Origin of the sequence: Nonomuraea sp. NPDC003560 (genome assembly GCF_042878785.1) — a bacterium.
GTDB lineage: Bacteria > Actinomycetota > Actinomycetes > Streptosporangiales > Streptosporangiaceae > Nonomuraea.
In genome coordinates, this window is the sequence record NZ_JBIAOF010000011.1 from 336,044 (window position 1) to 349,244 (window position 13,201).

General features: G+C 72.9%; 15 protein-coding genes. 12 read left to right on the forward strand and 3 right to left on the reverse strand.

Annotation, left to right across the window (positions count from 1 at the left end):
• The first annotated feature begins 27 nt into the window (after positions 1-27).
• Genes ACFYUV_RS37135 through ACFYUV_RS37160 form a run of 6 tightly spaced genes read left to right on the forward strand, consistent with a single transcriptional unit; the run spans position 28 to position 3,902 of the window.
• Positions 28-669, forward strand: coding sequence for a hypothetical protein (locus ACFYUV_RS37135; RefSeq protein ID WP_387677308.1), 642 nt, complete (start codon positions 28-30; stop codon positions 667-669).
• Between the two features lie 55 nt (positions 670-724).
• Positions 725-1,336 (forward strand): molybdopterin-dependent oxidoreductase, encoded by a 612-nt coding sequence (locus tag ACFYUV_RS37140; protein WP_352319223.1) that lies wholly within the window; start codon positions 725-727, stop codon positions 1,334-1,336.
• Positions 1,306-2,031, forward strand: a complete 726-nt coding sequence (locus ACFYUV_RS37145; RefSeq protein WP_387677311.1) for a ferredoxin reductase — start codon at positions 1,306-1,308, stop codon at positions 2,029-2,031. The genes ACFYUV_RS37140 and ACFYUV_RS37145 overlap by 31 nt, the downstream gene beginning before the upstream one ends.
• Before the next feature lie 10 nt (positions 2,032-2,041).
• Entirely contained in the window at positions 2,042-2,311 is a 270-nt protein-coding gene (locus ACFYUV_RS37150) for a DUF6510 family protein (RefSeq protein ID WP_352319227.1), read from the forward strand.
• 1 nt (position 2,312) lies between these two features.
• On the forward strand, positions 2,313-2,909 hold the full coding sequence (locus ACFYUV_RS37155; RefSeq protein WP_387677314.1) for a sulfite oxidase-like oxidoreductase: 597 nt from the start codon (positions 2,313-2,315) through the stop codon (positions 2,907-2,909).
• Between the two features lie 60 nt (positions 2,910-2,969).
• Positions 2,970-3,902 carry an HpcH/HpaI aldolase/citrate lyase family protein gene (locus ACFYUV_RS37160; protein ID WP_387677317.1) on the forward strand — a complete coding sequence of 311 codons (933 nt, stop codon included), beginning with the start codon at positions 2,970-2,972 and terminating at the stop codon, positions 3,900-3,902.
• Here the strand turns inward: ACFYUV_RS37160 and ACFYUV_RS37165 are convergent.
• Positions 3,892-4,449: a DUF6529 family protein gene (locus ACFYUV_RS37165; protein WP_387677320.1), complete on the reverse strand. Its 558-nt coding sequence runs from the start codon at positions 4,447-4,449 to the stop codon at positions 3,892-3,894. The genes ACFYUV_RS37160 and ACFYUV_RS37165 overlap by 11 nt on opposite strands.
• On the reverse strand, positions 4,446-5,183 hold the full coding sequence (locus ACFYUV_RS37170; protein WP_387677323.1) for a hypothetical protein: 738 nt from the start codon (positions 5,181-5,183) through the stop codon (positions 4,446-4,448). Before ACFYUV_RS37170 ends, ACFYUV_RS37165 begins: the two co-directional genes overlap by 4 nt.
• 189 nt (positions 5,184-5,372) lie before the next feature.
• Between ACFYUV_RS37170 and ACFYUV_RS37175 the strand changes: the two genes are divergently transcribed.
• Together ACFYUV_RS37175 and ACFYUV_RS37180 are read left to right on the forward strand one after the other, a co-directional pair.
• Entirely contained in the window at positions 5,373-6,299 is a 927-nt protein-coding gene (locus ACFYUV_RS37175; RefSeq protein WP_387677326.1) for a CPBP family intramembrane glutamic endopeptidase, read from the forward strand.
• Between the two features lie 506 nt (positions 6,300-6,805).
• Positions 6,806-9,760: a hypothetical protein gene (locus tag ACFYUV_RS37180; protein ID WP_387677329.1), complete on the forward strand. Its 2,955-nt coding sequence runs from the start codon at positions 6,806-6,808 to the stop codon at positions 9,758-9,760.
• Here ACFYUV_RS37180 and ACFYUV_RS37185 read toward each other — a convergent pair.
• Positions 9,744-10,145 (reverse strand): NUDIX hydrolase, encoded by a 402-nt coding sequence (locus ACFYUV_RS37185; RefSeq protein WP_387677332.1) that lies wholly within the window; start codon positions 10,143-10,145, stop codon positions 9,744-9,746. The two genes, ACFYUV_RS37180 and ACFYUV_RS37185, sit on opposite strands and share 17 nt — an antisense overlap.
• Positions 10,146-10,219: 74 nt before the next feature.
• Between ACFYUV_RS37185 and ACFYUV_RS37190 the strand changes: the two genes are divergently transcribed.
• The 4 genes from ACFYUV_RS37190 (at position 10,220) to ACFYUV_RS37205 (ending at position 13,199) form a co-directional block, all read left to right on the forward strand.
• Positions 10,220-10,846, forward strand: a complete 627-nt coding sequence (locus tag ACFYUV_RS37190) for a DUF6758 family protein (protein ID WP_387677335.1) — start codon at positions 10,220-10,222, stop codon at positions 10,844-10,846.
• A gap of 83 nt (positions 10,847-10,929) precedes the next feature.
• Complete coding sequence (locus tag ACFYUV_RS37195; RefSeq protein WP_352319244.1) at positions 10,930-11,544, forward strand: MarC family protein; 615 nt, start codon at positions 10,930-10,932, stop codon at positions 11,542-11,544.
• Between the two features lie 11 nt (positions 11,545-11,555).
• Positions 11,556-12,275: an MBL fold metallo-hydrolase gene (locus ACFYUV_RS37200; RefSeq protein WP_352352854.1), complete on the forward strand. Its 720-nt coding sequence runs from the start codon at positions 11,556-11,558 to the stop codon at positions 12,273-12,275.
• Complete coding sequence (locus ACFYUV_RS37205) at positions 12,276-13,199, forward strand: RecB family exonuclease (protein WP_387677338.1); 924 nt, start codon at positions 12,276-12,278, stop codon at positions 13,197-13,199.
• Positions 13,200-13,201: the final 2 nt, after the last annotated feature.

The following is a 13,201-nucleotide window of genomic DNA, read 5'->3' on the forward strand; positions in this document are numbered from 1 at the left end:
CTCGGGGCCCGCGCGCGTTTCACCGGTATGCGGTCGTTCATCCTCGTGCTCCTCCTCGTCGCGGGCTGCGGCGCCGCCGGTCCGGAACCGCCGTCCGGGTGCGCGGCCTCCGCCCGTACGGGCCCGCTGGACACGCGCGTCCTGCGGCAGACCGTGTACGACTACCCGGCGTCCCCGACGCCCGAGGCGCTCGCCGGGAAGGTGGAGACCGTCGTCACCGGCCAGGTGACGGGCTGGGTCGCCGGGCCCGTGGTCGAGGAGGGCATCCCGGGGGACCGCACCCATTACGTCCTCATGCGCACCCAGGTCGGCGAGCGGCTCAAGGGCGCCGCCGCGGACGTCGCGGACGTCGCCTTCTACCAAGGGGCGGCGGTGGACGACGCGGGCACGCCGGTCCACAGCGTGGCCGACTTCGCCCGCGCGGCGCCCCCGGGCACCCGGGTGCTGCTGTTCATGAACCGCGCCAGACCGACCGGCAAGGTCGTCGAGGGACGTGCGGTCGCCTCGTCGACGCCCCCGCAGGGCGTGATCCTGCACAAAGTGACCGACGACCCCGGCGGCCGGGCCGTCGGCGGCAGGGACGAGATCTTCTCCTCGACCGGCTGGAACCAGCCGTGCGGCATCGACGGCCTGATCGCCCGCCTGCGCGCCCACGGATTCACTGGCTGAACACTTTGCCCTTTTCTGGTGTCCTCCGGGTGCTCTGTCGGGGAGAACCGCATTCATGGGGATCGTCTCTCGCGGCTTCGCCGGAAAACACTTCCGGCGGCCGCGGCCGGAGCTGGCCGGGCGGGTGCCGCCGGGGCAGTACCTGGCCGAGGGCTTCCCGGTGCTCACCGCGGGGGCGACGCAGCACATCCGGACCGAGCGGTGGTCGTTCACCGTCAGAGGCGGCGCGGGCGAGCCCACCTGGACGTGGACGGACCTGCTGTCGCTGCCCGCCGAGCAGATCACCGTGGACATCCACTGCGTCACCCACTGGAGCAAGCTCGACACCACCTGGACGGGCGTGTCCCTCGACCGGCTGCTGACCGGCGCCGACCGGGCGGCCGGGTACGCCCTGGCCGTCAGCTACGGCGGCTACGCCACCAACCTGCCGGTCGAGGAGATCGTGGACGGCAAGGCGTGGCTGGTCTACGCCTACGAGGGCGCGCCGATCCCGCCCGAGCACGGCGGCCCGGTGCGGATGCTGGTGCCCGCCCACTACCTGTGGAAGAGCGCCAAGTGGATCCACGAGCTGTGGCTCATGGACGAGGACCGCCCAGGCTTCTGGGAGCGGTCCGGCTATCACAACTTCGGGGACCCATGGCGGGAACAGCGGTACTACGACGACTGACCTGGCAGCCGGCCACGATCGCCGAGGTCGTCCCGGAGACCGACCAGACGCGCACGTTGCTGCTCGACGTGCCCGGCTGGCCGGGACACCGCGCCGGTCAGCACGTGGACGTGCGGCTGACGGCCGACGACGGCTACCAGGCGACCCGGGCGTACTCGCTGGCCGGCGCGCCCGGCGAGCGGCCCTCGATCACCGTGGTCAGGGTGGCGGGGGGCGAGGTGTCGCCGTACCTGGTGGAGGTGGCCGAGGCCGGCGACCAGGTGGAGGTGCGCGGCCCGATCGGCGGCTACTTCGTGTGGGAGCCCATGCCGGAGCGGCGGCCGCTGCTGCTGGTCGCGGGCGGGTCCGGCGTGGTGCCGCTGCGCTCGATGCTGCGCCACCGCGCCCGGCTGGGCGACGGCACCCCGGTACGGCTGGTCTACTCCGTACGCGACCCCGGCCAGGTGATCTACCGCGACGAGCTGGAGGCCGCCGGCGCCGAGGTGACCTTCGTCTACACCCGCTCGGCCCCCACCGACTGGCCCGAGCCCGTCGGCCGGGTGGACCGCTCGCAACTGGTCCGGCTGGCCTGGCCGCCCGCCCACGAGCCGCTGGCCTACGTCTGCGGCCCGACCGCGTTCGTCGAGCACGTCGCCGCGATCCTCACCGCCCTGGGCTACCCGCCCACCGACATCCGCACCGAGCGGTACGGCTAGGAGAGACACCATGCAACAACCCGTGGACGGCAACGCCGCGGCAGGCCCGCTGGCCCAGTTCTTCGGCCGGGACATGACGGCCGCGCAGGGCGTCTGCGCGCAGTGCGGCATGAACGGCCCGCTGGGGGAGGCCACCGTGTACGGCCCCGCCCCCGGCACCGTGCTGCGCTGCCCGAACTGCGACAACGTGCTCATGACCCTCGTGGAGGCGCCGGGCAGGATGATGGCCGCGATGCCCGGCCTCGGCCTGCTGGAGACGCCCGTGCAGGGAGGTGGCTGACGTGGCCGTCGTCTCAAAGGGCTTCAAGGGACGCGGCGGGCACGACGACCGCCTGCCGCCCGGCCAGTACCTCACGCCCGGCTTCCCCGTCCTGTCCGCGGGCCCGACGCCCCAGGTGGACACCGCCGGCTGGACGTTCACCCTGGTCACCGAGGCCGGCCGGGAACGCGTCTGGACCTGGGACGAGCTGCTCGACCTGCCCCAGAGCGCCCCGCACACCGACCTCCACTGCGTCACCGGCTGGTCGAAGTTCGACACCGACTGGCAGGGCGTGTCGATCGACGTCCTGCTCGACGACGTGGACACGCGGGCGGAGTTCGCGGAGGTGTACTGCCACGGCGGCTACACGACCAACCTGCCGCTCGCCGACCTGCGCGGCGGCAGGGCGTGGATCGTCCACACCTTCGACGGCGACCCGCTGCCCGCCGAGCACGGCGGCCCGGCCCGGCTGCTGGTCCCGCACCTGTACCTGTGGAAGTCCGCCAAATGGGTCAAGGGCCTGCGCCTGCTCGACCGCGACCGGCCCGGCTTCTGGGAACGGGCCGGGTACCACAACTACGGCGACCCCTGGCGCGAGCAGCGCTACTGGAACAGCTGATCGTGCCCATAGACGGGGGACGCCTGCCGCGGGCCGCCCCGCAGCCGTTAGCGTTGGCGCATGCGCTCACGTCGTTCCGTGCTCTCCGTGCCGGGCAGCAACCCCCGCTTCCTGGAGAAGGCCCAGACCCTGCCCGCCGACGAGGTCTTCCTCGACCTTGAGGACTCCGTCGCGCCGCTGGCCAAGGACGAGGCCCGCAAGAACGTCGTGACCGCGCTGCGCGCGGGCGACTGGACCGGCAGGACCCGCGCGGTCAGGGTCAACGACCTGACCACGATGTGGACGTACCGGGACGTGATCGAGGTCGTGGAGGGCGCCGGGGAGTTCCTCGACTGCCTGATCCTGCCCAAGGTCCAGGACCCGACCGAGGTCGTCTGGCTCGACACCCTGCTGACCCAGATCGAGCGGTCGATGGGCTACGAGGTGGGCCGCATCGGCATCGAGGCCCAGATCGAGAACGCCCGCGGCCTGGTCAACGTCGACGCCATCGCCGGGTCGTCCAGGAGGCTGGAGGCCCTGGTGTTCGGGCCGGCCGACTTCATGGCCTCGATCAACATGCGCACCCTCGTGGTCGGCGAGCAGCCGCCCGGCTACGAGGAGGGCGACGCCTACCACTACATCCTCATGCGCCTGCTGATGGCCGCCAGGATGCACGACCTCCAGGTGATCGACGGCCCCTACCTCCAGATCAAGGACGTCGAGGGCTACCGCCGGATCGCCCGCCGGGCCGCCGCGCTCGGGTTCGACGGCAAGTGGGTGCTGCACCCCCTGCAGGTGGAGGCGGCCAACGAGGTGTTCTCGCCGAGCCAGGACGACTACGACCACGCCGAGCTGATCCTGGAGGCGTACGAGCACTACACCACCGTGGAGCGGCGCGGCGCGGTCATGCTGGGCGACGAGATGATCGACGAGGCGTCCCGCAAGATGGCGCTCGTCGTGGCCGCCAAGGGCAGGGCGGCCGGTCTGGCGAGGACGAAGTCGTTCACACCTTGACGCCCACCGCGGTGAAGAACCACAACGACGAGGTCAGCCAGAGCCCGACCAGCGCCGTGAACGCCAGCCCGCCGAGCAGCGGCAACGTCCAGCCCGGCGCGTCGCGCTTGGGCAGCGCCAGCATCTTCGCCGTGAACACGCCGTAGAAGAAGCAGCCGAGCAGCGAGTGGGCAAGCACGCGCGGCACGTCGAACTGCAGGCCCAGGGCGTACAGGCAGTGGAAGGCGACGGGGATCGTGAGGAGGAAGGCCAGCCGCCCCGACCAGCGGTGTACGCCGTCCGGCAGCTCGATCCCCAACCTTCCCCACATCGACAGCGCCGTTACCACCTGGACGATCGCCAGCGCGAACGCCCCGGTCGTCAGCCACGCCTTCATCGGCAGCGCGCCGGAGAACCCGGCCGGGCCGATCGCGAACCCCGTGGGCGTGTGCGCCCGGCCGTACACGCCGAGGCCCAGCGCCACCAGGCCGCCGGCCAGCAGCGGGAGCAGGAGCACGGCGGCCGTGCCGGGCGAGGGCCGGTGCGAGGGCCGGTGAATGGCGGTCATTGCATCTCCTCGATGAAGCCGTCCACGTCCTTCGGCAGGACGGTGGCGCCGGCGACGGTCACGGGGGTGGTGGGCCGCCCGGCGTCCAGCCGGGGGATCTCCACCTGGTCCTGGCCCAGGAACGCGGCGCCGACCTGGTCGTAGCCCCCGCCGGGGCGCGGGACGCGGATCCAGCCCGCTCGCAGCTTCGCGCCTCTGACCTGCGCGGTCGCCCGGTACAGCCCTGACGGCCGGACCACGGCGGGCGCGGTGAACGTCCACCTCCCGCCGCCGACGGACAGGCTGCCCCTGGCGCGTCCGCCGCCGAGCGTGGCGGTCAGCCGGGCCGTGCCGGGGCCCTTCAGCACGGCCTTCCCGCCGGCCTCGCCGCCCTTGAACCAGGCTTCCGACCTGCCGTCGCAGAAGTAGCCGACGGCCTTGCCGTCGCGGACGGAGATCGCTATCAGGCCGCCGTTGCCCTTGACGTACCCGCCGTAGTCGGCCTTGGGGATCTTCGCGGCCTCGGTGGGCGCGGGCGACGCGGACGATGACACGGACGGCGACACGGACGGCGATGGCGCGGCGGCGGCCTCGGTGGGGGATCCCGCCGCGGCCGTGTCGGTGGTGGGCGCGGTGTCGGCCGCGGTGGTGGGTGCGGTGTCGGCCGCCGGTGCCGCGGTGACGCTGGCGACGCCCAGCCCCGCGGCCAGGACCGCGCCCGCCGCCAGGGTGATGAATGGTCCCAGCCTTGACATGGACTGCTCCCAAAGTCGGAAGGGCGAAATGCCGTACGACTCCGAGCATCCGCCCAAAGGGGCGGGTCGTCTGTGAACTAATGCTCACCCGGCAGACAGAATGTATGGATGCAGGAGAACCCTGGACCGAATCCGCCATATGGCAGTCAGCCGCCTGGGCCGCCCGTCTATCCTTATGGGCCGCCGCCCGTGCCGCAGTCGCGGTCCTGGTTCCTGCCGACGCCGCAGGGGGCGCGTTACGACCATCTCGCGCGCGCCCCGGCGAACGAGCCGTGGCGGGCCGTCGTCGGCACGATCCTCGTGGGCGTCGGGTTCTTCGTCGTCGGCACCGGCGTGCTGCTCGTGGGCAAGGCCGCCGAGCTGATCCTCGGCCTGCCCGCGCCGACCGACCCCGGGCAGATCTTCGGCGATCCGGTGTTCGGGCTGGTGATGGTGCTGCTGTCGATCGCGGCCGTGCTGCCGCTCGTCTTCGGCACGGCCGCGCTCGTCCAGCGCCGCAGGCCCGGCACGCTGTCGTCGGTCGCCGGACGGCTGCGCTGGTCGTGGTTGCTGCGCTGCCTCGGCCTGGCCGTGCTGGCGCTGGTGCTGGGCCAGATCGCGCAGGTCATGGCCCTGTCCTTGTCGGGGGAGGGGTACTCCGACCTGTTCGGCTGGGTCGGCTGGGGGCGGTTCCTGCCCGCCCTCGTGGTGATCGTGCTGCTGGTGCCGTTCCAGGCGGCGACCGAGGAGTACATCTTCCGCGGCTGGTTCGTCCAGGCGGTCGGCGTGCACGTGCGCAATCCGGTGTGGGCGATCCTCATCGGGTCCCTGCTGTTCGCGTCGCTGCACGGCTACTCGTGGGTGGGGCTGCTCGACGTGTTCGCCTTCGGCGCGGTGATGGGCTGGCTGGCCGTGCGGACCGGGGGGCTGGAGGCGCCGATCGCGTTGCACGTGATGAACAACATGCTGGCCTTCGGGCTCAGCGCGGCCTCGGGCAGCCTGGAGGACGCGCTGGACCAGGGCAAGACGCCCATCCCGTGGCAGGCGTTGTCGGGAACGGTGGTGCAGCTCGCGGTGTATGCGATTGGTGTGTTCTATATATCCAAAAAGCGGGCAATTAGTGCTATTTCTGGATAAATCAGGCGGGAGGTTGCGGAAATCTCGCTAGAGAGGTCTCGCCAATCCGGCTCAGGCATGCTGGTCTGGTTCCTGTGGGACAGGCGAGGGCGTCACGGAGGTGATCGTTTTGGTGGGACGGGGTAGAAAATAGGCGCATAAGGTGGGACGGGATTTGTGGAACGGTCCGTAAAGAAACGGCCCGTTCGCTCACCGTTTCCCCGCGCAACCCGGTTGACCAGGTCCGATTCGACGGGTTCCACCTGTACGACGAGTTCGACTAGGAGGTGCGGCGCGTGGCCTCCGGCCCCAGCGATCCGCCACGGCGACCGCCGGACGACGACGACCCGCGTCCTGAGGACGCCGCGGAACCCCCCTCTCCCGAGGAGCCCGGAACCTCTCCCGGGCAGCCCAGGGCCTCCTCCAGGCAGGCCGGGGCCTCTTCCGGGGAGCCCAGGATCCGCCACTCCCCGCCCGGGCCCACCGACGACCGGGCCCGGGGCTTACCCTTGACCTCCCCTTGGGGCATGCCGCCGTTCGCGTCCCCGATCCCGGAGGAATCGCCGCAGGAGCCGCCCAAGGGGCGCAGACCGTACAGCTCGCCGACGGCCGAGCCCGAGGTCGAGCCGCGCCGCCGCCCCCGGCGCATCGTCAACCGCCCGGACAAGCTCGTCGCCGGCGGCCCGCCCCGCCAGGAACCCTCCGCCGCGCCCCCGCCCCCTGGGCCCCCGTCCGGGCCCCCGGCTCCGCCCGCCGACGGCCCCCAGGAGGGCACGGCCCCCGCGGGCCCCTACCGAGAGCCGCCCTACCACCTGCCGCTCCCCGCCGACGAGGCCCCCGCCACACAGCCCCCGCCCTCGCTGCCGGAGACCCCCGGACCGCACGACTCCGGATCCTGGGCCCATGGACCGCACGACCCCGAGCCCGGCGCCCCCGAATCCGGCGATCCGGAGTCCCGCGTCCAGGAGTCCCGCGTCCCGGAGTCCCGCGTCCCGGAGTCCCGCGTCCCGGAGTCCCGCGTCCCCGAGTCCGGCGATCCCGAGGGCCGGGAAGCCGAGCTCGCGGCGGCCGGTGAGGAGGACACCGAGGTGAGGCGGGTGGGCCGGCCGCCTGGCGGGCGTCCCACGAGACCGGACCTGCTGGTCGCCACCGGCCCGCCGCGCCCCGCCGGGGCCGGCGGCAGGCACCACAGAGGCCCGGCCCCGGCCGCCGTACGCAGGTCCAGCCCCGTGCACCGGGGCAGCAGGGCCGCCCCCATAGCCCTCACCATGGCCCTGGCGCTCCTGGTGGCCGCAGGGGTGCTCGTATGGCGCTGGAGCGACACCGACGCCACCGGGCTGCGCCTGGAGGCCGGCACCGGCCGTTCGGGGGACGACCTCTTCACCGTCCCGGCCGCCGGCGTCGGCACCAACCAGAAGCTCAACGACATCGTCTCCGTCGGCCGCGCGGTGGTCGCGGTGGGCAGCGACACCACCAGCCCGACCCCGCGCCCGCTCTTCCTGTTCTCGCCCGACGCCGGCAAGCACTGGCAGCTCGGCCAGGTGAGCGGCGCCTCCACGCCCATCGTCCAGCGCGTGGTCGGCGGCGACGGCCGCTGGCTGGCCAGCGGCGGCGACGGCCCGTCCGGCGAGCGCGGCCTGTGGACCAGCGTCGACGGCTTCAGCTGGACGACGGTCAACGCGACCGGTATGGCCGCCTTCCGCCCCGGCGACCAGATCTACGACATCGCCAGGACGGCCTCCGGCTTCGTCGCCGTCGGCGCCACGCCGGGGGACGGCGGCCCCGGCCCGGCGGCCTGGCGCTCGTCCGACGGCCGGGCCTGGGAGCGCGTGGAGACCAGAGGGCTGGACGTCCAGGAGATCAGGGCGGTCGTCGCCCAGGGCGACACGGTCGTGGCCGTCGGCCGCCCGTCCGACGGAAGCGGCTCGCGGGTGCTGCGCTCGTCCGACGGCGGACGCGGCTGGCAGGCGACCGGCTTCCAGCTGCCCGAGGCCGAGCCGCGCACGGGCACGGTGGCCGTGCTGCCCAAACGGTTCGTCCTGGTGCCGACCAGGCAGCGTACGGTCGACGGCGGCGTGCGCGTCTACTGCTCGCCCACCGGCGCCCAGTGGTCGCAGTGCGGTTCCATCGGCGGACTGAGCGGCGAGAGCCCCGGGGTGGAGTCGCTGGTCTCCTACCGGTCCGGCGTGGCCGCGATCAGCCAGGCCACCTTGGGCAGGTACTCGGTCCTGACCAGCGCCGACGGCCGCGGCTGGGCCAAGCGGGCCGACCTCGGCGACCTGGCGGGCGCCACGCTGCGCGGGTTCACGATCTCCGACGGCGGCACCCTGTTCGCCGGCGGCGACCAGGCCGCCTCCGACGTCGACAACCAGCTCGTGCTGATGACCGCGCCGCCGCGCGGCGCCGCCTCCCGCGTCCAGCTCGGCCAGGTCGAGGGCCTGACCAGGGTCTCGCGCGAGACCACCCGCCTGGCGGCCGCCGGCGGCCGGTACGTAGCGGTCGGCGCCGCCTCCGGCGACGCCGGCCTGTGGACGATCAGCAACTGGCAGCGCTGGAAGTCGATGAGCCTCGGCGGCCCCGGCAGGCAGATCCTGGAGGACGTCGCCCACGGCGGGCGCGGCTGGCTGGCGGCCGGCAGCACCCAGACGAACCTGGCCGTCACCGACCCTCTGCTCGTCACCTCCGACGACGGCGAGAACTGGCGGCGCGTGCCGGTCTCCGGCGACCTGGCCCGCGACCGCGACCGGCCCTACCTGGACACCCACGCCGTCGCGGCGGGCAAGAAGGGGTACGTGCTGGCCGGCGAGTCCCACGACCAGGCGGGCTCGGTGGCCGCCGCCATGTGGTTCACGCCCGACCTGCGCAAGTACACCCGGTCCAGGAAGCTGCCCCAGGGCGGCTCGGGCGTACGCGTCCACGACGTGATCGCGACCCAGGGCGGCTACGTCGCGGTCGGCGGGTCGGGGACCGGCGACCGGGAGAACAGCGTGGTCTGGTTCTCCGACGACGGCGTGAACTGGAGCGCCCGCAAACGGGTCACCCCGCCGGACGCCACGTCGGCCGGGCTGCGGCAGGTCACGACGTACCACGACAAGCTCGTCGCGATCGGCACGGCCGTGACGGACGGCTCACGCCGCGCCTTCTCCGCCGTCTCCGACGACGACGGCGAGAGCTGGACGACGGCCTGGCTGCCCGCGGACCAGGCGGCGGCCGTGCACGACCTGGCCGCGGGCGACCAGGGCCTGGTGGCGGTCGGCTGGCACGGAGTCCCGGGCGAGGGCGACAGCGCGGCCTGGGTCTCCCAGGACGGCCTGTCGTGGAACCGCATGGCCCTGACCAGGGACCGGCTCTCCGGCCTCGGCATGCAGGCCCTGACGGCCGTGGCGATCAGCGGCACGGAGGTGGTGGCGCTCGGCAGGTCCACGACGTACGACACCGACCACCTGATCCTGTGGACCTCCAGCCTCACCGCCAGCCGGTGAGCACGGCCCACTCGGTCAGGCATGCGAGCAGCCCCTCGGTGAGCGGCAGGAGCGCCAGCTCACCGGGGCCGCACCAGCGCACGTCGGCGGCGTCGTCACCGGCCACGGGCACGCCGCCGGCGCAGGTCGCCAGATAGTCGCGGATCACGTACGTGACGCCGTCCGGCCCGGGACGCTCCACCGTGCCGGCCAGGCGGCCCACCTCGACGCGCAGCCCGGTCTCCTCCATGACCTCGCGGCGCACGCCGGCCGCGTCGCTCTCGCCGGGCTCCAGCCGGCCGCCCGGGAGCGACCACAGGCCCTTGCCCGGCGGGCGGCCGCGCCGGATGAGAAGAAGCTGGTCAGAGGCGTCGAAAATGATCGCGCCGACACAATTTACGCGCACATGACCAAGATTACGACGGGATAACGGGTCCCGGTCTTGACGCGACCGGGCCGGAGGAAGCACCGTGGGTAGCTGTGAGAGCGGCTCCTACCTGCCCAAGGTGCTTCGGCCCGCTTCACGGGTCGAGCGCCCTGTCCGGTGCGTTCCATTGCGACACGCACGGCGACGTCCTGCCGTACCAGCCTCCGCGACCGCCCACGGGCGAATCGCTGGAGGCCATGCGGAAACGCTCGGTGGTGCCCGTGTGGCTGCCCTGGCCATTGCCGCCCGGCTGGGCGGTGACCGGGTTCGGCGAGGTCGGCGACGACCGTACCGGCTCGCGGGCCAGCGTGGTCGCGCTGAGCGGGCCGTCGCCGATCGAAGGGCCGGCCGACCTGCTGGTGATCGCCGAGGAACCGGGCGTCGGGCTCGGCGCGACGTACGCGGGGCTCGACGGTCCCGATCCCGGCGAGGGGTTCGACTCCGGGCCGCCCAACGCGAAGATCGAGGTGCTGGGTCATCCCACGGCGATGTGGTGCCTGGCCGGCATCGACGACCGGGCCGTCTACGCCGGTGAGGCGCTGGGCAACTGGTTGTGGACCATCGCCTGGCCCGCCGAGGCCGGCTGCATGATCGCGCTGGCCGAGCTGTCCCTCCAGGACGCCCGCGACCGCGAGTTCGAGGTGCCGTTCGGCGGGTTCTCGCCGCTGCTGGAAGACTGAGAGCCGGAGATCGAGCGCCTGCGAGGGCCGGGCGCGGAGCTGAGCACAGGATCGCCTCCCCCGGGCGGCCGGTTGGGGGAGCGGTGTCCGGGGTCAGGTTCTTCGTCGAGGCGTTCGTGACGATGTTCGTGATCATGGATCCGCCGGGCGTCATCCCGCTCTTCCTCGCCTACACCTTCGGCCGCACCCCTGCCGAGCGCAGGCGCATCGCCTGGCAGGCCGCGGTGACGGCGTTCTGCCTGGTGGTGGTGTTCGCGGTGTTCGGGCGGGCCATCCTGTCCTACCTGCACGTCGAGGTGCCCGCCATGCAGATCGCAGGCGGCCTGCTGCTCCTGCTGGTGGCCCTGGAGCTGCTGCGCGGCACGGCCGAGCCGCGCACCGACACCGTGCGCTCGAACGTCAACGTCGCCCTGGTGCCGCTCGGCACGCCGCTGCTGGCCGGGCCCGGCGCGATCGTGGCGACCATCGTCTTCGCCCAGCAGGCCGAGGGACGCGCCGACGGGCTGGCCGCGCTGATGCTGGCCATCGCGGCCGTGCACATCCTGCTGTGGCTGTTCATGCGCTTCTCGGTCAGCATCATCCGTGTCATCAAGGAGAACGGCGTGGAGCTGGTCACCAGGATCGCCGGCCTGCTGCTCTCGGCGCTCGCCGTGCAACTCATCATCAACGCGATTCGCGCTCTCATGCAGACGGGCTAAAGTTCGGAAGCGTGACAGCGCGTATCGAGCGAGTGGTGACCGAGGGCGTCGTCGACATCGACGGCACCGAGCACAAGGTCGAGAACAACACCTGGATCATCGGTGACGACGACGAAGTCATCGTCATCGACGCGGCGCGTGACGCCGAGAAGATCCTTGAGCAGGTCGGCGAGCGTGAGGTGCTGGCCGTCATCTGCACCGCGGGCCTGCCCGACCACGTCGGCGCGGCCATCGAGGTGGCCAGCAGAGACGAGGCGGTCGTCGCCCTGCACCCCAAGGACAAGCCGCTGTGGCGGGAGACCTGGCGGGAGACCTGGCCCGACATCGACATGGAGGACGACGGCGTCTTCGGCGTCGCCGACGTCCAGCTCGACGTCATGGAGACGCCCGGCGTCACGCCCGGCGGGATCTCGCTCTACTGCGAGGCGCTGGGCGCCGTCTTCACCGGCAAGGCCCTGCAGGCCGACGGGCCGGGCAAGCTCGGCGGCGAGTACCCGGCGCTGGCCGACCAGCTCACCTCGATCGGCGGCCGGCTGTTCACCCTGCCGGCCGACACGCGGGTGCTGGCCAACCACGGTGACGAGGTCACCGTCGGCGACCTGGAGCCGCACTTCGACGACTGGGTGTCGGGCTCGCTGACCCGCGACCCGGCCGCCGCCCGCGACGACGAGGGCCCGCTGACCGACGGCACCAGGGTCTCCGGCATCAAGCTCGGCCCCGGCGACGAGTAGGTGTACGACCAGCTTCCGCTGGACGGGATGCCGCGGCGGCTCTACGCGTGCACGCCGTCGCGGTTGAACACCTGGCTCGACTGCCGCCGCCGCTACCGGTTCACCTACCTGGACCGGCCGCAGCCCTCCAAGGGGCCCGCCTGGGCGCACAACAGCGTCGGGGCCAGCGTGCACAACGCGCTGGCGGCGTGGTGGCGTGAGCCGTACGAGCGGCGCACGCCGCTGACGGCCGCCGTCCTGCTCACGAACGGGTGGATCACCGAGGGGTTCAGGGACGCCGAGCAGTCGGCCGAGTGGCTGGGCCGGGCCCGCGACCTCGTGTCCGGATATGTCACGACCTTAGATCCTGCGGACGATCCGGTCGGCGTCGAGCGCACGGTCGCCACGCGGACCAAGGTGGTCGCGCTGTCCGGGCGCATCGACCGGCTCGACCGGCGCGGCGACGAGCTGGTCGTGGTCGACTACAAGACCGGCCGCCGCCCGCTGACCCAGGACGACGCCCGCTCGTCCCTCGCGCTGGCCACGTACGCCATCGCGGCCTCCACGATGATGCGCACGCCGTGCCGGGCGGTCGAGCTGCACCACCTGCCCACCGGCGAGATCGTCGAGTGGCGCCACACCGACGAGTCGCTGGGCCGGCACCTGCGCCGCGCCGAGGAGATCGCCGTCGAGGCCGCTGCCGCCGACGACCGCTATCGCGCCGTGATGGGCGCCCCGACCTCGACCAAGCGTCCTGCCCAGGCGGCGGGCCGGGGGGCGGGCGAGCGTCCCGTCGTCGGCCCGGCCCAGGTCCCCGCCGAGCTCGACACGGTGTTCGCCGCCAGCCCCGGCCCGCTCTGCTCGTGGTGCGACTTCCGCCGTCACTGCCCGGAGGGCCAGGCCGCCGGCTCCGACCGCAACCCCTGGGACGGCCTGGCCGACTGATC